The organism is Nocardioides sp. GY 10113, assembly GCF_004919105.1.
Classification (GTDB): Bacteria; Actinomycetota; Actinomycetes; order Propionibacteriales; family Nocardioidaceae; genus Nocardioides.
Window position 1 is genome coordinate 107,466 of record NZ_STGK01000003.1, and the last position, 21,754, is coordinate 129,219.

Genomic DNA, 21,754 nt, shown 5'->3' on the forward strand with positions numbered 1-21,754 from the left:
TCCGGAGATGGAATCGACCTTCCGCAACGACCTGACCGACGCCGACCGCGCCTACGAGCTCGACCGGGCGCACGTCTTCCACTCCTGGTCCGCCCAGGCCCAGCTCGACCCGATGGTCGTGACCAAGGCCGACGGCGCCTACGTCTGGGACCGGCACGGCAACCGGCTGCTGGACTTCACCTCGCAGCTGGTCTTCACCAACCTCGGCCACCAGCACCCGCGCGTGGTCAAGGCGATCCAGGAGCAGGCGGCGACGCTCTGCACCGTGGCTCCGGCGTACGTCAACGGGGCCCGCTCGGAGGCGGCGCGGCTGATCGCCTCGCACACCCCCGGCGACCTGGACCACGTCTTCTTCACCAACGGCGGCGCGGACGCCAACGAGCACGCGATCCGGATGGCGCGGCTGCACACCGGCAAGCACAAGGTCCTCTCGACATACCGCTCCTACCACGGCGGCACCCAGCTGGCGATCAACGTCACCGGCGACCCGCGCCGCTGGCCGAACGACAACGGCTCGACCGGCAACGTCCACTTCTTCGGGCCGTTCCTCTACCGCAGCCCGTTCAACGCGACCACCGAGGAGGAGGAGTGCCAGCGCGCGCTCGCCCACCTCGAGCAGGTGATCGCGCTGGAGGGTGCCAGCACGATCGCCGCGATCATCCTGGAGTCCGTCCCGGGCACCGCCGGCATCATGATCCCGCCGCCGGGCTACCTGGCCGGCGTCCGGGAGCTGTGCGACAAGCACGGCATCGTGTTCATCGCCGACGAGGTGATGGCCGGCTTCGGTCGCACCGGCACGTGGTTCGCGATCGAGCACGCCGACGTCGTGCCGGACCTGATCACCTTCGCGAAGGGCGTCAACTCCGGCTACGTGCCGCTGGGCGGCGTCGCGATCAACGACGCGATCTACTCCACCTTCGCCGACCGCGCCTACCCCGGCGGCCTCACCTACTCCGGGCACCCGCTGGCGTGCGCGGCGGTGGTGGCCACCATCGAGGCGATGGAGGACGAGGGCGTCGTCGAGCACGCGGCGGCCCTGGGCGAGCAGGTCTTCGGGCCTGGCCTGCGGGCGCTCGCGGAGAAGCACGAGTGGGTCGGTGAGGTCCGCGGCGTCGGCGCCTTCTGGGCCGTCGAGCTCGTCTCCGACCGTGCGACGAAGGAGCCGCTGGCGCCGTACGGCGGCAGCAGCCCGGAGATGGCGGCGCTGACCAAGGCGTGCGTGAGCGGCGGGATGCTCCCGTTCGTGAACTTCAACCGGATCCACACGGTGCCGCCGCTGACCACCACCTTCGAGGAGGCCCGCGAGGGCCTGACGGTCCTGGACCGCGCCCTCGCCGAGGTGGCCGGCGCCTGAGCCGGAGTCCTTGCGGGGCCGCTCGCCCCGCGGGACGATGGGCGGTGGGCCGTGGCCCGTGGCGCAGAGGTGGGGCCGTCGCACCGCGGACGACGTGACCCCGCCTGTCAGATGACCGACCGCCCGGGATGGTGATGGTGGACCAAGCGTCGGCGCGACCGGTGCCCGGCGACAGCTCGCCGGGCACCGGGTGCCGAGTGCTCGTGGTCGATGACAGCCGGCTCTACCGGGAGGGCCTGGTCGAGCTGCTCTCCGCCGGCCTCGGCCGCGGCGCCGTCGGGTCCGCGGCCTCGCTGTCCGCGCTGGAGCAGCTGCTGGCCGAGCTGCCGCCCGACCGGCCGGAGGTGGTCGTGGTCAACCTCGCCGCCGCTCGCAGCAACGAGATCCTGCGGACGGTCGAGCAGCTCCGGGCGGCTGCCAAGGTGGTCGCGGTCGGGGTCGACGAGAACGACGAGGGTCAGGTCATCGGGTGCGCCGAGGCCGGGGTCAGCGGCTATCTCACCCGCGAGGACTCCCTGGCCGACCTGATCTCGGTGATCCGCAACGTCTCCGAGGGAGGCACGCGCGTCTCCCAGCGCATCTCGGCGATGCTGCTGCGCCGGGTGCGCGAGCTCGCGCCGGAGCGGACCACGCCCGCGCGCCTGGAGGTGCTGACCGACCGGGAGATCCAGATCCTCCGGCTGATCGGCGTGGGCATGTCCAACCGGGCGATCGCGGAGGAGCTCACCATCGAGCTGCACACGGTGAAGAACCACGTGCACAGCATGCTCGCCAAGCTCGGCGTCAGCGGCCGGGGCGAGGCCGCCGCGCTGCTCCGGGACGGGGATGCGAGCACCCCCTTCCGGGAGACGGCCCGGATCTCCCACGCGGCGGCGGTCCGGGTCTCCCGCCGATCGGGCCCGGGCCTCGACGCGGGCCCACAGTTGGATCGGGGGATTCATGCGCGCCCCGGGGGTGGCGGCGCATCCTGAACGGGTGCCGCTGCGCATCGGACTCCTGCAGGTGCCGGAGCTCCTCGCCGACGTCGTCCGCTCCGCCTTCGGGCCGGGCGTCGCCGAGTTCGAGGACCTGACCGACGCCGCGACCGTCCGCGACCCCGCCACCGGGCACGGCCACGACGCGGTGATCGCCGGCGTCGCCGGTGCCTGGGAACCGGAGGTGCTGCGGCTGAAGAGCTCCCACCCGGGGCTCATCGTCCTCGGTCTGCGCCACGACGCCCGGCAGACCTGGCTCTACGAGCTGGTGCCGCACCCGCGGCCGCTCGGGGAGCTCGGCACCGACGAGCTGCGGGCCGCCGTGCTGACCGGAGCGCCTCCCCTCTGACCTCCGCCGGAGCGGTCGCGCTCCGGGTCCCAGGAAGGACCGCCATGACCACCACCGTCTCCTACCCCGGCGTGTACGTCGAGGAGGTCTCCAGCGGCGTCCGCACCATCACCGGGGTGGCGACGTCGATCACCGCCTTCCTCGGGACCGCCCCGATGGGGCCGACCGACGTGGCCGTGCGGGTGCTCGACTTCTCCGACTTCACCCGTCGGTTCGGCGCGCTCGACCCCGGCTACGCGATGGGCTACGCGGTCCGCGACTTCTTCCGCAACGGTGGCAGCGAGGCGGTCGTGTGCCGGCTCTACAAGGCCGGCGACGGCGGGAGCGGTCGGGCGAGGCTGAAGCTGGCCGACGACCTGAGGCTCCAGGCGAGCTCGCCCGGGACCTGGGGCGACGCCCTGCTCGCGCGGGTCGACCACCACGTCTCGAAGGAGGTCGCGGAGTCCTGGGGGCTCACGGAGGCGGACCTGTTCAACCTCCAGGTCCGGCTCGGCCCCGAGGGGCCGCTGGAGACCTTCCTGAACCTGACCGTCAAGGACAGCCCGGGACTGGTCGACCGGGTGCTCGCGGCGGAGTCGGCACTGGTGGGCGTCGTCCCGCTCGAGGACGGCGCCACCCCTCGCTCGAAGCGGCCGGACGCCAACGACGACCCCGACGCCGGCACCTCGCCGTGGACGGGGGACACGCCGACCAAGGTCACCGTCAGCGGCAAGGCGAGCGAGGCGCTCGACGACGCCGCCTACCAGGGCGACCGGGACAGCCGCACCGGCAAGTACCTGCTCGAGGACGTCGACCTGGTCAACCTGGTCTGCGTGCTCGGCAGCACGCCGGCCGACACGGTCGGCTCGACCGTCCTCGCGGACCTGCTGACCTACTGCGTGGAGCGACGCGCCTTCCTGGTCGTGGACAGCCCCAGCACGTGGAAGCACGACGAGCTGGTCTCCAACCCCACCTCGAAGCTCTCCGACATCGGGCTCACCGGTCCGGACGCGCGCAACGCCGCCCTGTTCCATCCCCGGCTCCGCGCGGCCGACCCGGCCCGTGGCGGGCTGATCGCCACCTACCCCGCGTGCGGCGCCGTGGCCGGGGTGATGGCGCGCACCGACGCGACCCGGGGGGTCTGGAAGGCGCCCGCGGGGATCGACGCCACGCTGACCGCCGTGATCGAGCTCTCCGACCAGCTCACCGACAAGGAGAACGGGGTGCTCAACAAGGTCGCGATCAACGCCCTGCGCACCTTCCCCGTCTACGGGCACGTGGTGTGGGGGGCACGGACCCTGCGCGGTGCCGACCAGCTCGGCGACGAGTACAAGTACGTCCCGGTCCGGCGTACCGCGCTGTTCCTGGAGGAGAGCCTCTACCGAGGGCTGAAGTGGGTGGTCTTCGAACCGAACGACGAGCCGCTGTGGGCCCAGATTCGGCTCAACGTCGGCGCGTTCCTCCAGTCGCTGTTCCGGCTCGGCGCCTTCCAGGGGACCACCCCCGACCAGGCCTACTTCGTCAAGTGCGACAAGGAGACCACCACCCAGGACGACCGCAACCGGGGCGTCGTCAACATCGTCGTCGGGTTCGCCCCGCTCAAGCCCGCCGAGTTCGTGGTCGTGCGGCTCCAGCAGCTGGCCGGCCAGCTCGACGTGTGACCACCGGCAACCGGGCGCGCCGGACGCCCCGGCCTGAGGAGGAGAGATGGCTCAGTTCACCGTCAACGCGCTGCGCTTCGACCCCTACAAGAACTTCAAGTTCCGGGTGAAGTGGGACGGCCGCTACGTGGCGGGCATCAGCAAGGTCGGCGCGCTCAAGCGGACCACCGAGGTGGTCAAGCACCGCGAGGGCGGCGACCCCTCGACCAGTCGCAAGTCGCCCGGGCGCACCGAGTACGACCCGGTCATGCTCGAGCGGGGCGTCACCCACGACCCGGAGTTCGAGCGCTGGGCCAACAAGGTCTGGAGCTTCGGCGCGGGGCTCGGCGCCGAGTCCTCGCTGCGCGACTTCCGCAAGGACATCCTGCTGGAGATGTACAACGAGGCCGGCCAGCCGGTGATCACCTACCGGATCCTGCGCTGCTGGGTCTCCGAGTTCCAACCGGTCGCCGACTTCGACGCCAACGCGAACGCGATCTCGATCCAGCACATCAAGCTCGAGAACGAGGGCTGGGAGCGCGACACCAGCGTCGTCGAGCCGACCGAGCCCACGTTCACGGCTCCGGCCTGACCGGGGCCCGACACGACCGCGACCCACGATCACCACCGTGGCCGGCCCAGGAGGCGCGAGATGACCGGTGAGAGCGCACCGCTCCGGGCCCCCGGCGCGGACGAGCTGCTGGCGGCCTGGGAACGCGGCCAGGCGCTGTGGCCGGGGCACCCGGGGCGGATCGACGAGGTGCTGCGCGCCCTCGGCGTCGAGGATCCCGGCGGACGGCCGCTCGGGGGACGCAACCGCCTGCTGCTGGCCGGGCGGGCGCTGCTCTTCGGGGCCCGCGCCGAGCTGGTCGCCCACTGCCCGGCGTGCGGGGAGGAGCTCGAGGCCGAGGTCTCGGTGGTCGACCTGCTGGAACGCGCCCCCGGGGCCGAGGACGCCGGGACCGCGGTGCGGATCGACGGGTACGACGTACGCCTCCGCCTGCCCACCGGTGCCGACCTGGCCGGGCTCCCCGGCGAGGTCGACGCCGCCACCGCGCTGCTGCTGGAGCGGTGCGTGCTCAGCGCCCGTCGGGCCGGGGAGCCGGTGGCCGCGGCGGAGCTGCCCCCCGACGTCGTCGACGCCGTGGACCGGGCCCTGGCCGAGGCCGACCCGGCGTCCGAGCTCGGGCTGACCGTGATCTGCCCGGCGTGCGCGGGCACCTCGCGACTGGCGCTGGACCCGGCCGCGCTGCTCTGGGAGGAGCTCGACGCCTGGGCGTGGCGGCTGCTCGCCGAGGTGCACGGGCTCGCCACGGCGTACGGCTGGTCGGAGGCGGAGGTGCTGCGGCTCTCCCCGGCGCGCCGCCAGGCCTACCTGCACCTCTGCGGCGCCGGTGCGGCATGACCGGCCACCTGGCCGCGGTGGCGGCGGCGGCCCTGGGCGTGGCGCCCGCGGTGGCGCCCCGGCGTCGGTCCCGGTTCGAGCCGACCTCCCCGCACGAGTCCGACCCCGTGCCGGGCGCCACGGGCCCGGCCGCCCCACCGGCCGCGGTACCGGCGGCCCCCGCGCCCCCGGCGCCGTCGCCGGCCGTCGAGCAGCCGGCGCCGCCCGGCGTGGAGCACCCGACCCCGTCCCCGTCGCCGATCGGCTCGCCGCCGGCACCGCTGCCGCGCTTCCCGACGGCGGAGGTCGCGCCGCCGGTACCGGCGCCCAGCCCGCCGGCGCCGGGGGCCGCCCCCGTGCGCCCGGACAGGAGCGTGCCCGCCCCGACCGCCGTCGGGCCGCTGCCCCGCCCCGCCGCCGGTGAGCCGGCGGAGGACCCGACGCCCGTGCGGCCCGCGCAGCCGACCGCACCGCCGCTCGCGCCGCTCCCCGCACGCGGCCTGCTGGAGCCGCCGTCGTTGCCGCCGACGGCTCCGGTGCCTCCAGCGGTCCCCGCTGCGCCGGCACCGGTCCGCCGTGCGGCGCCGACCGCCGCCCCCGGGCCGCCTGCGACGGCCGCTCCGCCCGATGTCCACGTCACCATCGGCCGGTTGGAGATCCGCACCCCGCCGGCCCGTCCGAACCCGACCGGGCCGGTGCGCCGGGCGCCGGCGCTGAGGACCCTCGACGACTACGGCGCCGCCCGGGGCAAGCGATGAGCAACGCCCTGGCCGTCGCCGCCACCACCGCCACCCTGGTCAACCTGCTCGTGCAGGCCACACCGAACGTGACCGCCCTGCCGCCGGACAAGGCCCACGACGAGGGTGTCGAGGAGCAGCTCAACCTGTTCCTCTACTCCCTCGACATCTCCGCGGCCTGGCGCAACGCGGATCCGCCCGGTCTGCCGCCGGGGGAGACCGGTCCGGCGCCGCTGCCGCTGGTGCTGCGCTACCTGGTCACCGCGTTCGCCGGTTCCGAGGTGCGCGCCCACGCACTGCTGGGCGCCGCCATGAGCGTGCTGCACGACCACCCCGTGCTCGGCAGCGACGAGATACTCGACGCGACCAGCGGTCCCCTCCCGGGCAGCGACCTGCACCAGCAGGCGGAACGGCTGCGGATCACACCGGCCGAGGTCCCCCTGCACGACATGAGCGACCTGTGGAGCAGCTTCTCCGCCAGCTTCCGGATCTCCCAGGCCTACGAGGTGGGGGTGGTGCTCATCGACAGCAACCTGCCGCGCACCGCCCCGCTGCCCGTGCTGCGGCAGGGGCCCGGCAGCGACGCCCCGCTCGCGGTGCCGGCCCCGGCGGCGGTACTGACCGCCGCCCTGCCGTCGGTCGGATCGGTGGCCGTGCTCGGCGCCACGCTGCGGCTGCTCGGCACCGGGCTGGCGCAGGTGACGAGCGCCCGGCTGCGCAGCCGCCGGCTGCCCGCGCCGGTGGACCTGGTGCCCGCGCCCGCCGGCGAGGGCGAGATGAGGCTGGCCCTTCCCGACCCCGACGCCGGCATCGACAGCTGGGCCGCCGGCGTCTACGACGTCACGCTGACGACGCAGCGCCCGGGGCTGCCCGCGGTGGTCTCCAACACGCGCTCGTTCGGGCTCGGCCCGCGGATCACCGTCGCCCCGGCCACCGCCCCCGCCGGCGACGTGACGCTGACCCTCACCTGCCGGCCCCGGCTGCGGGCGGGGCAGGAGGTGGCCGTCGTGCTGGGCTCGGCGGCACCGGTGGCACCGACCGCGACCAGCACCCCGGCCGACCCCACGCAGCCCTCGACGGTGACCGCCACGCTCCCCGGGGTGGCGCCCGGCAGCCACGTCGTCCGGCTCCGGGTCGACGGCGTGGACAGCGACCCGGTGCGGATGGCCGGCAGCCCGCCCCGACCCGAGTTCGACCCGGCGGTGCAGGTGGTGGTCACGTGACCGAGGACGAGTGGCTGCGGGCCAACGACCGGTACCTCGAGGCTGCCGTCGACTGGCTGCGGCTGCGGCTGGAGCTCCTCCGCGACCGCCTGGACGACCGGGCGGCGGACCGTGGCGGACCGGTGACGGTCACCGCGGTCGCGACCGACGTCGTCGGCGGTCCGGCGCAGGTCGACAGCGCGCACCGCCGGCGCTCCTGGCGCCGCCGGGAACGGCCCGCACCGGACCCGGTGCCCGCGCTGAGCGCCGGCCGCGCGTCGGAACCGCCCGACGGGTCCGGCCAGGCCGCCGGGCGACCCGTCGGCGCCCGCGGCGGCGCCCCCGCCGCCGAGATCGCTCCCGAGATCGCTCCCGAGATCGCCGCCGAGATCGCCGAGGCGGAGGCGGTGCTGCGGGACCTCGAGGAGGCCGACCCCTCACCGGCGCTGGTCCAGCTCGCCGAGGTCTTCGAGCTCGGCGAGTTCGCCCGGGACCTGCTGCTGCTGTGTGCCGCCCCCGAGCTGGACCCCGGCATCGGTCGGCTCCTGGTCGACCTGCACGGCCAACCCTGGCCGACCTGGTCGATCGCCGCCCAGGCGCTGGACCGCCCGGACTGGTCGTCCCGTTCACCGGCCGCGCCGCTGCGCTACTGGCTGCTGGTCGAGGCCGACCGCTCCGGCGGTGCGGGCCTCACGGCCTGCCCGCTGCGTGTCGACGAGCGGATCCTCAACGCGCTGAAGGGGCTGCACCACCTGGACTCCCCGCTGGCCGGGGTGCTGGTGCCGGAGCCGGATCCGTCCCCGGCGGTCCCGCGGAGCCAGCGCGCGACCGTCGCCGAGGCGGTCGCCCTCGCGGGGCGCGCCGCGGAGTCGCCGCTGACCGTGGTCCAGGTGATCGGCGCCACGGCCGCCGGGCGCCGTGAGGTCGCACGGCTGACCGCGGCGGCCGTCGGCGGTCGGCTGCTGCGCCTGGAGCCGCGGATGCTTCCCGCGGGCGCGGAGGAGATCGAGCAGCTGGCCCGGCTGTGGCACCGGGAGGTGCTGCTCGACGCCCCCGTCCTGCTGATCGACCTCTCCGACGCCGGCGCCGCGCCGCCCGAGGTCGCCGCGTTCCTGGCCCGCAGCGGAGGGCTGGTGCTGGTGACCGCGTCCGAGGCGGTGGCCGACCTCCCCGGCAGCGCCGGCGCGGTCGAGGCGACCCTGCCGAGCACCGCGGAGCAGCTGGATCTCTGGCGTGGCGCGCTCGGCGGGACCGCGGCGTCGGACCTGGCCGGAGCGGAGGCGGCCGGGGGACCGGCGGACGGGCTGGTCGTGGGACTCGACGGGGAGCTCGACGGGGAGCTGGACGGGGAGCTGGACGGGGAGCTGGACGAGGAGCTCGACGAGGGGCTGGCCGAGGTCGTCGAGCAGTTCGACCTGGACGCCCCGAGCATCGCCGCCATCGCTGCCGAGGTGGGGGGCGACGGGCGGAGCCCCACGTCCACGGAGGTCTGGGCGGCCGCCCGGCGGCACAGCCGGCCCCGGCTGGAGGCGGTCGCGCAGCGGATCCGGCCGCTGGCCGGCTGGGACGACCTGGTGCTCCCCGCGCCGCAGCGCGAGCAGTTGCACGCGCTCGCCGACCAGGTCCGGCACCGACACCGGGTCCACCGCGACTGGGGATTCGCGGAGCGGATGAACCGGGGGCTGGGCGTCAGCGCCCTGTTCGCCGGCGAGAGCGGCACCGGCAAGAGCATGACCGCCGAGGTGCTGGCCCGCGACCTCGACCTCGACCTGTACCGGATCGACCTGTCGGCGGTGGTGAGCAAGTACATCGGCGAGACCGAGAAGAACCTCCGTCAGCTCTTCGACGCCGCCGAGGGGGGCGGCGTGATCCTCTTCTTCGACGAGGCCGACGCCCTCTTCGGCAAGCGCAGCGAGGTCAAGGACGCCCACGACCGCTACGCCAACATCGAGACCAACTACCTCCTCCAGCGGATGGAGGCCTACGGCGGCCTGGCCATCCTGGCGACCAACATGCGATCGGCCCTGGACCGGGCCTTCGCCCGCCGGTTGCGCTTCGTGGTGGAGTTCCCGTTCCCGGCCCGCGCCGACCGCGAGGCGATGTGGGAGCGGGCGTTCCCGGACGCCGCCCGGGTCGGCGACCTCGACCCGGCCGGCCTCGCCCGGATCGACCTCAGCGGCGCCGGGATCGCCGCCGCGGCGTTGGCCGCCGCCTTCGTCGCCGCCGCCCAGGACCGCGCGGTCGAGATGCCCGACGTGCTGCACGCCGCGCGCGCGGAGCTGCGCAAGCTCCAGCGTCCGGTGGTCGAGGCCCAGTTCCGGCCGCCGGCCCCGACCGCCGCCGGGAGGCTGTCGTGACCGTGCACCTGCACCTGGAGCGGGTCGTCCTCGACGGGCCGCTCCCCGCGGACCCCGAGCGGTGGCGCGCGGAGCTCGCCGCCGCGCTCACCGAGGCCGTCGCCCAGGGGCCGGGGGGTCGTGCGGAGGGCTGGCCCGCGACGGGCACGCACCTGGCCGCCCTGCCGCCGGTCGCGGGCCCGGGGCCCGGCCCGGGTGCCGAGGCCGCCCTCGCCCCGGCCGCGCTCGCCGCCGCCGTCGGTGCCGCGCTGACCCGGGGGGTGACCCGATGACCGTCTCACCGCGGCTGGTCAAGGGCGGCCTGGTCACCCTCGACGCGGCGACCGGTGCCGTACGCCGCGTGCTGCCGCTCCAGTACAACCCCGACTCGGTCAGCCGATCCCTCACCCCGCGCACCGCCGCCGTGGTCGAGGGCGACCGCTCCGAGGCGCTGCGCCTGCTCGGGCCGGCCACCGAGACGATCACCCTCGACGCCGAGCTCGACCTCACCGACACCCTCGAGCAGGGTGACGGGGCCGACGGCCTGCACCCCCACCTGGCCGCGCTCGAGGTGCTGGTCAACCCCGCGGTCGAGGCGTTGCTCACCAACGACCGGCTGAGCAGCCAGGGCCGGCTCGAGATCGTCCCCGCGCAGGCCCCGCTCACCGTGCTGGTCTGGAGCCGGCATCGGGTGGTGCCGGTGCGGATCACCCAGCTCACGATCACCGAGGAGGCCTTCGACACCAGGCTCAACCCGATCAGGGCCCGGGTCGCCCTGTCGCTGCGCGTGCTGACCGTCGACGACCTCGGGTTCGACCACCGCGGAGGCGCGCTGTTCATGGGTCACCTGCGCAACCTCGAGCGGCTCGCCGCCGCGGCGGACGGCGGCACCCTCGGCCAGCTCGGCGTCACGGTGGTGGGGTGAGATGACCACCGCACCGGTGCCCCCGACCAGCCGGTACGCCGGCCTCGAGGTCGCCGTCCACCTCGATCCCGACGGCCGCGCCACGCCGTACCTGCGGCGTCGGTTCTGCCCCGACCCCGACCAGCTCGCCCCGCTCACCGAGCACGTGGTGGCCGGGGGCGACCGGTTGGACCGGATCGCCGCCGAGCACCTGGGCGACCCCGAGCAGTTCTGGCAGGTGGCCGACGCCAACCGGGCGCTGTGGGTGGAGGCGCTCACCGCCCGGCCCGGGCGCCGGCTGCGGATCACCCGGCCCGCGGGGTTCCCCGGGCTGCCCACTCCCGGGGGGCCGCGGTGAACGACGGCGTCCGGTTGGACCTGATGATCGGCCCGGTGGTGCCGATCCCGGCGCCGCAGGTCGTGATGGACGCGCTGACCGGGGTCGAGGTGACCACCACCGACACCGGGCCCACGCTGTTCCAGCTGACCTTCACCCTCGCCAACCGCTCCCCGCTGCACACCCTGTTCCTGCTCGCCGGTGGTGGCCCGGTGCTCTTCCTCCGCGTGATCGTCACGGTCACCGTCAACGGCACCCCCACGGTGCTCGCCGACGGGGTGATCACCGATCACCAGGTCGCCCCGGGCGGGGACGAGGGCCACTCCAGCCTCGTGGTCACCGGGGAGGACGTGACGGTGCTGATGGACCAGCAGGACTGGAGCGGCCTGCCGTTCCCCGCCCTGCCGGCCGAGGGGCGGGTCGCCCTGCTGCTCGCCAAGTACGCCGTCTACGGCGTGGTGCCGCTGATCGTGCCGAGCGTGCTGGTGGACGTGCCGATCCCGACCTCGGCGACGCCGAGTCAGCAGGGGACCGACCTGGCCTACATCCGCGCCCTCGCCGACCGGGTCGGCTACGTCTTCCACGTCGAGCCCGGTCCCGTGCCCGGGGCGAACATCGCCTACTGGGGGCCGCGGATCAAGGTCGGCGTACCCCAGCCGGCGCTCAACGCCGACTTCGACGCCGACCGCAACGTCACCTCGCTCTCGTTCCGGTTCGACAGCACCCGGAACAAGATCCCCACCGTCTTCATCTACAACGAGCTGACCAAGGTGGTGATCCCGATCCCGATCCCGCCGATCACCCCGCTCAACCCGCCCCTCGGGCTCGTGCCGCCGCTGCCCACCAGCATCGGCGACCTGCAGCCGGTGGCCGACAACCTGTCCAAGCTGCCGATCCCGCAGGCGGTCATGATCGGCCTGGCCAAGGCGGCCGACTACGCCGACGCCGTCACCGGCGAGGGCACCCTCGACGTGGTGCGCTACGGGCGGGTGCTGCGGGCCCGACAGCTGGTCGGGGTGCGCGGCGCCGGTCCCGCCTACGACGGCCTGCACTACGTCACCCGGGTCACCCACAGCCTGCGGCGCGGCAGCTACACCCAGCGGTTCGCGCTGAGCCGCAACGGCCTGCTCTCCACCGTCCCGGAGGTGGTCCCGTGACCGGGTCCGTCGGCGAGGGGGGCCGCCGCTACTACGGCAAGTACCGGGGCACGGTGCTGGTCAACGTCGACCCCGAGCAGCGGGGCCGGATCACCGCGATGGTGCCCGACGTTCTCGGCCTGACGCCCTCCTCGTGGGCGATGCCCTGCGTCCCGCTGGCCGGCAAGGCGGAGGGTGTCTTCCTCGTGCCGCAGGTCGGCGCCGGCGTCTGGGTCGAGTTCGAGCAGGGTGACCCCGACTACCCGATCTGGACCGGCGGGTTCTGGGGGAGCGCCGCGGAGGTGCCGCCGCTGGCCCTCGCCCCGCCGCCGATCCCGCCCGGCCAGAACATCGTCGTGCAGACCACCGGCCAGTCCGCCCTGGTGCTGAGCGACTCCCCGCCGACCCCGGCCACCGGTGGGGTGGTGCTCAGGAGCGCCGGCGGCTCGATGATCGTCGTCAACGACAGCGGCATCTACCTGCGCACCGCGGCCGGAGCGCAGATCACCCTGATCGGCCCGGTGGTCGACGTCAACAACGGCGGATTGACGGTGACCTGATGCCCGGACCGCTGCTGCACCTCGGCGCCACGGTGACCTGCGCCCACGCCGGCCCCGCCGCGCCGACGATGACGAACCCGCGGGTCACCGTCTCCGGACAGCCGACCGCCCTGCTGACCGCGCCCTACCGGGTCACCGGCTGCGCCCTCCCGCCGCCGCCGACGGCCAACGGCCCCTGCGTGACCGGTCAGTGGACCCTCGGCACGACGCGGGTGACCTCGACGGGGCAGCCCCTGGCCATCCTCGGCGGCACCGCCCTGTGCGCGCCCACCGGGACGCCGCTGCTGACACTGGCCGCCCAGCTCCGGGCGACGGCGAGCTGAGGAGAGCAGATGGAGCGCACCGACCTCGACTTCCCGTTCGGCTTCGACGCCGCCGGACGCACCGCGACCACGCCGTACGCCGAGCACGTGACGGACATGATCGAGCAGCTGCTGCTGACCGGTCCGGGCGAGCGTGTCAACCGTCCCGACATCGGCGGTGGCCTCGGTCAGACGGTCTTCTCGCCGAACAGCCCGGAGCGCGCCGCCGCGCTGGAGCTGTCCCTGACCGCCGCCGTGACCACCTGGCTCGGCGACGTGGTCGACCTGCGCCGGCTGGTCGTCTCCGCCGACGACGCCACCCTGCGGGTGGACCTGGAGTACCTGGTCCGCCCCACCGGCGAGGCCGTGGTGGCGAGCATCTCGGAGGTGACCGGATGACCGGGGCGGGCATCGGCCGCCGGGCCGGCGAGCAGCAGGTCTGCCGCAGCGAGTCGCGCCGTGACCTGGTCCGCGCCGACCCCGCCCTGAACGGGTTGGACTACCTGGAGGTCTCCCGCGACCAGCGGCGGCTGACGGTCTACTTTCTCGACCGCGCCCCGGAGTTGAGCCTCGGCAATCTCCGGATCACCGGCGGCCGGCGGGTGCGGGACATCGCGGTGACCGGGATCGAGGTGTGTCGCAGCGAGGACCCCGAGCGCGACGACTGCCTGCGGATCGACCTGGACCGGCCGGGCGACACCTCCTGCTACCACCTCGAGGTGGTCGAGGCCGACGAACGCGGCCGGCCGACCGATCGGCCGCATCCTGGCTTCGACCCGCGCTACCGGCGGCTCCCGCTCGACTTCACGATCGACTGCCCCAGCGACCTGGACTGCCTCTGCCCGCCTGCGGAACCACAGCGGTGGCCGGCCGCCGAGCTGCGCTACCTGGGCCGGGACTACGCCGGGCTGCGCGCCCTCCTGCTCGACAGGTGGGCGCTGACGGCGCCCGGCTGGGTCGAGCGCCACGCCCCCGACCTCCAGGTGACGCTGCTCGAGATCCTCGCCTACGTCGGCGACCACCTGGCCTACGAGCAGGACGCCGTCGCCACCGAGGCGTACCTGCGCACCGCCCGGCTGCGCACGTCGGTACGCCGCCACGCGCGCCTGGTGGACTACCGGATGCACGAGGGCTGCACCGCCTGGACCTGGGTCTCGATCGACAGCGACACAGACCTGGTGCTGGAGCCGGGCACGGCGTTCCTCACCACCCCCCGGCACGGTCTCGCCGGGGCCGAGCGGACGCTGCTGACCGCCGCCGAGGCGGCCGAGCTGCCGGAGGGCTCGGTGGTCTGGTTCGAGCCGTCGGTCCCGGGCCCGATCGAGGTGCTCGCCGCCCGCAGCGAGATCGCGCTCCACACCTGGGGCGACAGCGAGTGCTGCCTCCCGGCCGGGTCGACGCGCGCCACCCTGGTCGATCCGGTCCCCGCGCCGGAGGTCGACGGCGCCGATCCGGCCGCCGACCCGGCCGCCGACCCGGCCGACGAGGTGGCCGACGTCGCGGCCGACGTGGCGGCCGACGGGGTGGCCGACGGGGTGGCCGACGGGGTGGCGCCGGACGAGCGGGCGGACGGCGGTGGCGCCCTGCGGCTCGCGCCGGGCGACGTGGTGCTGTTCGAGGAGGTCCGCGACCCCGGCACCGGGCAGCGGGAGGACGCCGATCCCTGCCACCGGCACGCGGTGCGGCTCACCGCGGTCGAGACCGGCGTCGACCCGCTCACCGGGACCGCGTACGTCGAGGTCGCCTGGGCCGAGGCGGACGCGCTGCCCTTCGACCTCTGCCTCTCCGCGGTGGGCCCGCCCCCGCAGTGCGCCCCGCTCTCCGGGCTCAGCGTCGCGCGGGCCAACGTGGTGCTGGTCGACGCCGGCCGGACCGTCGAGGAGCAGCTCGGCGAGGTGCCGGTGCTGACCCGGCAGGAGCCCTGTGCGGACGGGTGCCCGGACCCGCCCACGCTGACCGCCGGCAGGTTCCGGCCCCGTCTGGGTCGCTTACCGCTCACCCATCGGGCCCCGGTCGCGACCGATGGCCCGGCCGCCGCGCCGCTGCCCCGCGACCCGCGCGTCGCGGAGCCCTGCCTGGAGGTGCACGACGGCGCGATGACCTGGACCGTCGTACCGGACCTGCTGGCCAGCGGTCCCGACGACGCGCACCTGGTGGTCGAGGTCGACGACGAGCAGGTGGCCCGGCTGCGCTTCGGCGACGACGTGCTGGGCCGCGCCCCCGAGCCGGGGCGCGGTCTCGCCGCGCGCTACCGGGTCGGCAACGGAACGGCCGGGAACGTCGGCGCCGGCAGCGTGACCCGGATCGTGCACCCGTCCCGGCTGGCCGGGGCGCGGCTGCGGTTGACCAATCCGTTGCCGGCCACCGGCGGCCACGAGCCGGAGTCGGTCGCCGAGGTGCGCCGGCTGGCCCCGACGGCGTACCGGCGGGACCGCCGTCGGGCGGTCACCGCCGAGGACTACGCCGAGCTCGCCGCGCGCGACTTCTCGGCCGAGCTGCAGGCAGCCGGCGCCGAGCTGCGCTGGAACGGCAGCTGGTACGAGGCGCGGGTGGCCCTGGACGCTCGCGTGACCGGTGTGCCGGACCCCGACCTGCTGGCCCGGGTCCAGCGGCGGCTCGAGCGGTACCGCCGGGTGGCCCACGACCTCCGGGTCACCCCGGCGCGGGCGGTCGGCCTCGACATCGGGCTCGCGGTCTGCGTGCTCGCCCACCACCGCCGAGCCGACGTCGCCCGGGTCCTGCGGGACCGATTGGGCGAGCGCCGCGGCGCGGACGGGAGGCCCGGCATGTTCCACCCCGACGCGGTCACCTTCGGGACCGAGGTGAGCGTCAGCTCCCTGGTCGCGACCGCCGCGGCGGTGGCGGGCGTGGAGTCGGTGACCGTGACCGCGCTGCGCCGCGTCGACAGCGGCGAGGACGTCGCCGCCACCACGGGCCTCCTGCGCTTCGCCCCCGACGAGGTGCCGCGGGTCGGGAACGACCCGTCCGCGCCCGACCTCGGAGCGCTCAGCCTCGACCTGGTCGGTGGACGATGAGCTGCGGCGGGTGCGGCGGGTGCGGCGGGTGCGGCGGGTGCGGCGGGTGCGGCGGGTGCGGTGGTTGCGCCGGTGGTTGCGCCGGTGGCGGCGCCGGCTGCGGGGGCGCCTGTCACGACCCCCGCCGCGGTGCGGACTGCTGCCGCGGCACCGCGCCCGCCACGCCGCAGCCGATCTGGAACCGGCCCGGTCTGTCCCGGATCGACTACCGGGTCGGCGTCCACGGCCAGTTCCTCGACAGCATGGTGGCCGGCCTGACGCGTGCCGACCGGCCGGGGCTGGCGGGGTTCCGCACCCGCGACGGAGGCGACCTCTCGATGGCCCTGCTCGACGGCTGGGCCGCGATCGCCGACGTCGTCTCGTTCTACACCGAGCGGATCGCGCAGGAGGGCTATCTGCGGACCGCCACCGAGCGCTCCTCGCTCGTCGACCTCGCCGCGCTCGTCGGCTACCGGCCCCGGCCGGGCCTGGGCGCCACCACGCACCTCGCCTACACCGTCGCGCCGGGCACGACGGTCACCGTCCCGGCCGGCACCCGGGCCCAGTCGGTGCCCGAGCCGGGCGCGCTGCCGGCCACCTTCGAGACCGCCGAGCCGCTGCTGGCCCGCACCGACGCCAACCTGCTGCCGGTCCGCCGCCGGCGGCCGCCGTACCTGACCGCGGACACCTTCGCCGCTCGGGAGACCCTGGACCTGGCGGGCGCGCAGCCGCAGGTCCGGCCCGGAGCGATGCTGGACGTCCGGTTCGCCGGCGCCACGGCGCGGGCGCTGGTGGAGGTCACCTCCGCGCAGGTGCAGGGGGACCGCACCGTGCTCGGCATCCGCACCCGGTACGCCGACGGGGTCGGTGACGCGCAGCCGCCGTTCGGGCGGGTGCTGACCTCGCGGGTCCGCGGCAAGGACGGCACCCGGCTCGGCCTGCTGGTGGACGCGCTGCGTGTGCCGCCCTCGGTGCCGCCGCCCACCGCCCGGGCGCTGGAGCGTGATCCACGCGCGCTGCTGGCCGCCGGCTCCGACGGCGTGCTCCGCCTGCTGGGGGTCGCGGTTCCGGCGGTCCGTGCCGCGCTCGCACGGGCACTGGCCGGTTCGCTCAGCGTCGATCCCGATCCCGCCGCACTGTCGCACTGGACCGTGCGGACCGGGCTCTTCGGGCACCAGGCCCCGCTGCTGCCCCGCTACCGGTCCGGCGCGGTGGTCGGCTTCACCGATCCGCTGGTCACCCCGCTGCCGGTCGCCGACCACGGCGAGGTCGAGCTCGCCGCCGACGGGGAGGCGCTCGAGCCGCCGGACTTCCCCGCCCGCCGGGTGCTGCTGCTGGACGGCGCGCAGGACCAGATCCGTCCCGGCGGTGCGCTCGCCCTGGTGAACGACCGCCTGGCGCCGCCGGTGGCCTACCGCACCGTCCGCGACGTGCGGCAGGTCTCGGCGAGCGCGCTGGGGATCACCGGTCAGGCCACCCGCGTCGAGATCGATGCCGACTGGCCCGAGGACGACGGCGACCACGGGCCGAGCCTGGCGACGGTGCTGCGGGGCACCACCGTGCTGGCCGCGCCCGCCGACCTCGCGGCGGCCGAGGAGTCGATCGACGCCGAGGACGTGGGCGGCGACGAGCTCGAGCTCGACGGGCTCTATCCCGACCTCGAGCCGGGGCGCTTCGTCGTGGTCGCCGGGGAGCGCACGGACGCCGCCCTGCGGGTGGTGCAGGGGCGGGGGGCCCGTGCCGCGGTCCGGGGGCCGGGGCGACCGGACCCGGAGGGGCCGGCCACCGGCGTACCGGGGGCGGAGCTGGCGATGATCGCCGCCGTCGACCACCACCCGGCGCTGCTGCCCGCCGACCCCCCGGACGAGGGGGGAGATGCCGGAGCTGCCGGGGGCGAGGGCGGGCAGGGGGCGCCGCGACCGTTGCCGGGGGACGCGAACCACACCTACCTGCGGCTCGCCGCGCCGCTCGCGTACACCTACCGGCGCGCGACGGTCCGGGTGCACGGCAACGTCGTGCGCGCCAGTCAGGGGGAGTCGGTCCAGGAGGTGCTCGGCTCCGGGGACGCCACGCGCGCCTGGCTGGCCCTCCCCCTCAAGCGGCCACCGCTGACCCACCTCCCGGCCGCGACCGCGGCGGGTGCCCGCAGCACGCTGGAGGTCTTCGTCGACGGCGTGCGCTGGGCCGAGGTGCCCGACCTCGGCGACGCCGGCCCCGCCGAGCGCTGCTACCAGGTCGTCCACGCTGCGGACGGCGCGGTGCGGGTGGTCTTCGGTGACGGGGTGCACGGGCTGCGGCCGCCGACCGGCAGCGAGAACATCGTGGCCCGCTATCGCACGGGGCAGGGCCGTTCCGGCAACACCGCGGCCGGCACCGTGACCACGGCGACGTCGCGGCCGCTCGGCGTGACGGAGGTGACCAACCCGGTGCCGGCGACCGGCGGCGCGGACCCCGAGGCCGACGCGGACCTGCGGGAGCGGACGCCGGTCAGCGTTCGCGCCCTCGACCGGCTGGTCTCGGTCCAGGACTACGCCGACCTCGCGCTCGGCTTCGCCGGCATCGGCAGCGCGACGGCCTCCGAGCTGACCGACGGTCGGCGCCGCGTCGTCCACGTGACCGTCGCCGGGATCGACGACGAGCCGATCGACGCCTCCTCCGACCTGGTCGCCGGGTTGCGGGGCGCCCTGCTCGAGCTGGGCGACCCCGATCTCGAGGTGGTGGTGGCGGTACGCCGGCTCAGGCTCCTGGTGGTGGCCGCGGGGGTCCGGGTGGCGGCCGACCGCCGCTGGGAGGATCTCGAACCGGCCGTGCGTGCCGCGCTGCTCGCGCGCTTCGGCCCCACCGCCCAGCGGATCCTCCGGTCGGTGCCTGCCTCCGCCGTGCTCGCGACGATGGCCGCCGTGCCCGGCGTCGCCTCGGTCGACCTCGGCCTCTTCGGCGCCGTCGACGAGGCGGCCCTGGTCGCCGAGGACCCGACCGCCGGGCTGGGTCGGGCGCGGGTGGTGCGGGCGCACCCGGCTCGCAGTGACCGCTCCGCGGCCGGCGGGGTCGTCCCCGCCGAGCTGGTGCTGCTCAGCCCCGACGCACCCGACACCCTGGTCCTGGAGGAGCGGCGATGAACGACGAGCGACCCGACCTCGGACCCGACCGCCTCTACGCCCTGCTGCCCGCCGTGCACCGGGCCCGGGACGAGCTGGCCGGGCACCCGCTGCGCGACCTGCTCCGGGTGGTGACCGAGCAGGTGGAGGTGGTCGAGGCGGACCTCGAGGCCCTCTACGACAACTGGTTCGTGGAGACGGCCGACGACTGGGTGGTGCCCTACCTGGGCGACCTGGTCGGCTACCGGCCGGTCGCCGCCGGCGGCGACGGGGTCGCGACCCGCCCGGAGCTGGCCCGCGTGCTCGCGCCACGGGCCGAGGTCGCCCACCTGGTCCGCTCACTGCGCCGCAAGGGCACCCTCGCGCTCCTCGAGGAGCTGGGTCGCGACGTCGCCGGCTGGCCGGCCCGTGCCGTCGAGTTCGCCCGGCTGCTCGTGGTCAGCGCCCACCTCGACTTCGAGTACCCCGACCGCGGCCGCGCCGTGGACCTGCACGACGTCGACGCCGTGGAGCTGCTCGGTGGTCCCTTCGACCGGATCGCCCACGTCGCCGACCTGCGCCGGATCTCCAGCCACCGGCAGCCCGGTCTCCTCAACGTCGAGGCGGTCGGGCTCTGGGCCTGGCGCACCCGCGCGCACCGGCTGGTCTCGTCCCCGGCGGCGTGCCTGGAGGAGGTCGGCCCGAGCGCCTTCACCGTCAGCGTGCTCGGCAACGACGCGCCGATCTGGCGGCGGCCGGCGCCCGACCCCGAGGCGGCGGAGACGGTCGCCGGCGAGGCCGACCTGCCGGTCCCGCTGCGCCGCCGGGCGCTCGCCGCGGACCCGGCGGCCGTCTACGGCAGCGACCTCGACCTCCACCTCGAGGTCGGCGTGCGGCGGGGGTCCGGCGTGGCCCGCCAGCCGGTCCCGGTGGAGCGGCTGGTCGCCGCCGACCTCACCGACTGGAGCTACCGTCCGCTGCCCGGCACCGTGGCCGTCGACCCGGAGCTGGGGCGGGTGGCCTTCCCACCCGGTCACGCGCCGCACGGGCTGTGGGTCTCCTACTCCTACGGCGTCCCGGCCGACATCGGCGGCGGTCCCTACCCGCGCCGGCTGCGCACGCCCGGCCCGGACACCTTCCACCAGACGGTGAGCCTCACCCGCCCCTACCCCTCGGGGTCGGTGCGCAGCATCGGGGAGGCGCTGGAGCGGTGGGCGCGGGTCCGCGAGCGCCAGCCCACCTGCGTGGTGGAGATCCTCGACAGCGAGGAGTACGTCGAGAGCCTGGAGGTCCTGGTCCGCCGCGGGGAGAGCGTGGAGATCCGGGCCGGCCAGCGGGTCCGGCCGGTGATCCGCCTGCTCGACCGCACCCGCAACGCGCCGGACGCGCTCCGGATCGCGACCCTGGAGCACGACGCGGGCCACGGCGACGGTGCTGGTGAGGGTGCTGGTGAGGGTGCTGGTGAGGGTGCTGGTGAGGGTGCTGGTGAGGGTGCTGGTGAGGGTGCTGGTGAGGGTGAGGGTGCTGGTCGGGCCGACGACGCCGCCGAGCCTCACGCGCCGCAGCCCGGTGGCTGCGTACGACTCGACGGCCTGCTGGTCACCGGGCGGGCCGTGCATGTCGAGGGGCCCCTGCAGCGGGTGGAGATCCGCGACTGCACCCTGGTGCCGGGCTGGGGCCTGCGCGCCGACTGCGAGCCGACCCGCCCGGCCGAGCCGAGCCTGGAGCTCTACCGGTGCCGGGGACCGATCCTGGTCGAGCGCAGCATCCTCGGCTCGATCCAGGTGTTCGCCGACGAGGTCACCAGCGACCCGGTCCGGGTGACCATCTGCGACTCGGTGCTGGACGCGACCTCGCTCGAGCGCGAGGCGGTGGGCGCGCCCAACTGGCCGCTGGCGCACGCCGTGCTCACGCTGCGCGACTGCACGGTGGTGGGCCAGGTGCAGGCCCACGCGATCGCGCTGGCCGAGAACACCCTGCTCCTCGGTCGGGTGCGGGTGGCCCGCCGCCAGTTCGGGTGCCTGCGCTACTGCTGGGTCGCGCCGGGATCACGCACCCCGCGCCGGCATCGCTGCCAGCCCAACCTGGCCGAGGCGGCGGCGCGCGCCGCGGCCGCAGGTGACGGCGGGACGCGGGACGAGCAGGACGCCCGCGCCGCCGAGGCCCGGCTCCGGGTGGTGCCGCGCTTCGACGGACTCAGGTACGGCCGCCCCGACTACGCCCGCCTCGCCGAGGACTGCGCCGTCGAGATCCTCCGTGGGGCGGACGACGAGTCGGAGATCGGCGCTCACCACGACCTCTACCAGCCGCAGCGGCTGGCCGCGCTCAGCGCGCGCCTGGCCGAGTACACGCCGGCCCGCAGCGAGAGCGCGGTGCTCCTCGCCGACCGGTGGACCCGCCCGACCGGTCCGCCGGCCGGCCACCCGATCGGCCCCGCCGAGGGCACCAACACGGGACGGACGCCCTAGG

The 21,754-nt window shown here is 75.6% G+C and carries 19 protein-coding genes; all 19 read left to right on the top strand.

Annotated features, from left to right (window positions below):
• Positions 1–7 precede the first annotated feature (7 nt).
• The 19 genes from E8D34_RS04910 to E8D34_RS05000 all read left to right on the top strand — a co-directional run bounded on the left by E8D34_RS04910 (position 8) and on the right by E8D34_RS05000 (position 21,753).
• Positions 8–1,354 (top strand): aspartate aminotransferase family protein, encoded by a 1,347-nt coding sequence (locus E8D34_RS04910; protein WP_136593491.1) that lies wholly within the window; start codon positions 8–10, stop codon positions 1,352–1,354.
• A 203-nt stretch (positions 1,355–1,557) separates the two neighbouring features.
• Positions 1,558–2,325, top strand: coding sequence for a response regulator transcription factor (locus tag E8D34_RS04915; protein WP_168929334.1), 768 nt, complete (start codon positions 1,558–1,560; stop codon positions 2,323–2,325).
• A 4-nt stretch (positions 2,326–2,329) separates the two neighbouring features.
• Positions 2,330–2,677: a hypothetical protein gene (locus tag E8D34_RS04920; RefSeq protein ID WP_136593493.1), complete on the top strand. Its 348-nt coding sequence runs from the start codon at positions 2,330–2,332 to the stop codon at positions 2,675–2,677.
• A 44-nt stretch (positions 2,678–2,721) separates the two neighbouring features.
• Positions 2,722–4,317, top strand: coding sequence for a phage tail sheath C-terminal domain-containing protein (locus E8D34_RS04925; RefSeq protein ID WP_136593494.1), 1,596 nt, complete (start codon positions 2,722–2,724; stop codon positions 4,315–4,317).
• A 46-nt stretch (positions 4,318–4,363) separates the two neighbouring features.
• Positions 4,364–4,888, top strand: coding sequence for a phage tail protein (locus tag E8D34_RS04930; RefSeq protein WP_136593495.1), 525 nt, complete (start codon positions 4,364–4,366; stop codon positions 4,886–4,888).
• Positions 4,889–4,948: 60 nt separating this feature from the next.
• On the top strand, positions 4,949–5,701 hold the full coding sequence (locus E8D34_RS04935; protein WP_136593496.1) for a hypothetical protein: 753 nt from the start codon (positions 4,949–4,951) through the stop codon (positions 5,699–5,701).
• Complete coding sequence (locus E8D34_RS04940) at positions 5,698–6,438, top strand: hypothetical protein (protein WP_136593497.1); 741 nt, start codon at positions 5,698–5,700, stop codon at positions 6,436–6,438. The genes E8D34_RS04935 and E8D34_RS04940 overlap by 4 nt, the downstream gene beginning before the upstream one ends.
• The gene (locus E8D34_RS04945) at positions 6,435–7,640 is read left to right on the top strand and encodes a DUF4255 domain-containing protein (protein WP_136593498.1); all 1,206 of its coding nucleotides are present in this window, start codon (positions 6,435–6,437) and stop codon (positions 7,638–7,640) included. Before E8D34_RS04940 ends, E8D34_RS04945 begins: the two co-directional genes overlap by 4 nt.
• The gene (locus E8D34_RS21025) at positions 7,637–9,976 is read left to right on the top strand and encodes an AAA family ATPase (protein WP_206056557.1); all 2,340 of its coding nucleotides are present in this window, start codon (positions 7,637–7,639) and stop codon (positions 9,974–9,976) included. Before E8D34_RS04945 ends, E8D34_RS21025 begins: the two co-directional genes overlap by 4 nt.
• Positions 9,973–10,248 (top strand): hypothetical protein, encoded by a 276-nt coding sequence (locus tag E8D34_RS04955; RefSeq protein WP_136593499.1) that lies wholly within the window; start codon positions 9,973–9,975, stop codon positions 10,246–10,248. Before E8D34_RS21025 ends, E8D34_RS04955 begins: the two co-directional genes overlap by 4 nt.
• The gene (locus E8D34_RS04960) at positions 10,245–10,880 is read left to right on the top strand and encodes a hypothetical protein (protein ID WP_136593500.1); all 636 of its coding nucleotides are present in this window, start codon (positions 10,245–10,247) and stop codon (positions 10,878–10,880) included. The genes E8D34_RS04955 and E8D34_RS04960 overlap by 4 nt, the downstream gene beginning before the upstream one ends.
• Before the next feature lies 1 nt (position 10,881).
• On the top strand, positions 10,882–11,217 hold the full coding sequence (locus E8D34_RS04965; RefSeq protein WP_136593501.1) for a LysM domain-containing protein: 336 nt from the start codon (positions 10,882–10,884) through the stop codon (positions 11,215–11,217).
• Positions 11,214–12,353, top strand: coding sequence for a hypothetical protein (locus E8D34_RS04970; RefSeq protein WP_136593502.1), 1,140 nt, complete (start codon positions 11,214–11,216; stop codon positions 12,351–12,353). The genes E8D34_RS04965 and E8D34_RS04970 overlap by 4 nt, the downstream gene beginning before the upstream one ends.
• Positions 12,350–12,892, top strand: coding sequence for a phage baseplate assembly protein V (locus tag E8D34_RS04975; RefSeq protein WP_136593503.1), 543 nt, complete (start codon positions 12,350–12,352; stop codon positions 12,890–12,892). The genes E8D34_RS04970 and E8D34_RS04975 overlap by 4 nt, the downstream gene beginning before the upstream one ends.
• Positions 12,892–13,215 carry a hypothetical protein gene (locus tag E8D34_RS04980; RefSeq protein WP_136593504.1) on the top strand — a complete coding sequence of 108 codons (324 nt, stop codon included), beginning with the start codon at positions 12,892–12,894 and terminating at the stop codon, positions 13,213–13,215. Before E8D34_RS04975 ends, E8D34_RS04980 begins: the two co-directional genes overlap by 1 nt.
• A 9-nt stretch (positions 13,216–13,224) precedes the next feature.
• Positions 13,225–13,593 carry a GPW/gp25 family protein gene (locus E8D34_RS04985; RefSeq protein WP_136593505.1) on the top strand — a complete coding sequence of 123 codons (369 nt, stop codon included), beginning with the start codon at positions 13,225–13,227 and terminating at the stop codon, positions 13,591–13,593.
• Positions 13,590–16,229, top strand: coding sequence for a putative baseplate assembly protein (locus E8D34_RS04990; RefSeq protein ID WP_136593506.1), 2,640 nt, complete (start codon positions 13,590–13,592; stop codon positions 16,227–16,229). Before E8D34_RS04985 ends, E8D34_RS04990 begins: the two co-directional genes overlap by 4 nt.
• Positions 16,230–16,471: 242 nt before the next feature.
• Positions 16,472–19,327 carry a putative baseplate assembly protein gene (locus tag E8D34_RS04995; protein ID WP_206056558.1) on the top strand — a complete coding sequence of 952 codons (2,856 nt, stop codon included), beginning with the start codon at positions 16,472–16,474 and terminating at the stop codon, positions 19,325–19,327.
• Positions 19,324–21,753: a hypothetical protein gene (locus E8D34_RS05000; protein ID WP_136593508.1), complete on the top strand. Its 2,430-nt coding sequence runs from the start codon at positions 19,324–19,326 to the stop codon at positions 21,751–21,753. Before E8D34_RS04995 ends, E8D34_RS05000 begins: the two co-directional genes overlap by 4 nt.
• Position 21,754 lies beyond the last annotated feature (1 nt).

Excerpts from the sequence above, each read along its gene's own strand:
- E8D34_RS04910 (WP_136593491.1), top strand. The coding sequence starts at position 8 with ATGGAATCGACCTTCCGCAACGACCTGACCGACGCCGACCGCGCCTAC.
- E8D34_RS04925 (WP_136593494.1), top strand. The coding sequence starts at position 2,722 with ATGACCACCACCGTCTCCTACCCCGGCGTGTACGTCGAGGAGGTCTCC.
- E8D34_RS04930 (WP_136593495.1), top strand. The coding sequence starts at position 4,364 with ATGGCTCAGTTCACCGTCAACGCGCTGCGCTTCGACCCCTACAAGAAC.
- E8D34_RS04935 (WP_136593496.1), top strand. The coding sequence starts at position 4,949 with ATGACCGGTGAGAGCGCACCGCTCCGGGCCCCCGGCGCGGACGAGCTG.
- E8D34_RS04940 (WP_136593497.1), top strand. The coding sequence starts at position 5,698 with ATGACCGGCCACCTGGCCGCGGTGGCGGCGGCGGCCCTGGGCGTGGCG.
- E8D34_RS04945 (WP_136593498.1), top strand. The coding sequence starts at position 6,435 with ATGAGCAACGCCCTGGCCGTCGCCGCCACCACCGCCACCCTGGTCAAC.
- E8D34_RS04960 (WP_136593500.1), top strand. The coding sequence starts at position 10,245 with ATGACCGTCTCACCGCGGCTGGTCAAGGGCGGCCTGGTCACCCTCGAC.
- E8D34_RS04965 (WP_136593501.1), top strand. The coding sequence starts at position 10,882 with ATGACCACCGCACCGGTGCCCCCGACCAGCCGGTACGCCGGCCTCGAG.
- E8D34_RS04980 (WP_136593504.1), top strand. The coding sequence starts at position 12,892 with ATGCCCGGACCGCTGCTGCACCTCGGCGCCACGGTGACCTGCGCCCAC.
- E8D34_RS04985 (WP_136593505.1), top strand. The coding sequence starts at position 13,225 with ATGGAGCGCACCGACCTCGACTTCCCGTTCGGCTTCGACGCCGCCGGA.
- E8D34_RS04990 (WP_136593506.1), top strand. The coding sequence starts at position 13,590 with ATGACCGGGGCGGGCATCGGCCGCCGGGCCGGCGAGCAGCAGGTCTGC.
- E8D34_RS04995 (WP_206056558.1), top strand. The coding sequence starts at position 16,472 with ATGGTGGCCGGCCTGACGCGTGCCGACCGGCCGGGGCTGGCGGGGTTC.
- E8D34_RS05000 (WP_136593508.1), top strand. The coding sequence starts at position 19,324 with ATGAACGACGAGCGACCCGACCTCGGACCCGACCGCCTCTACGCCCTG.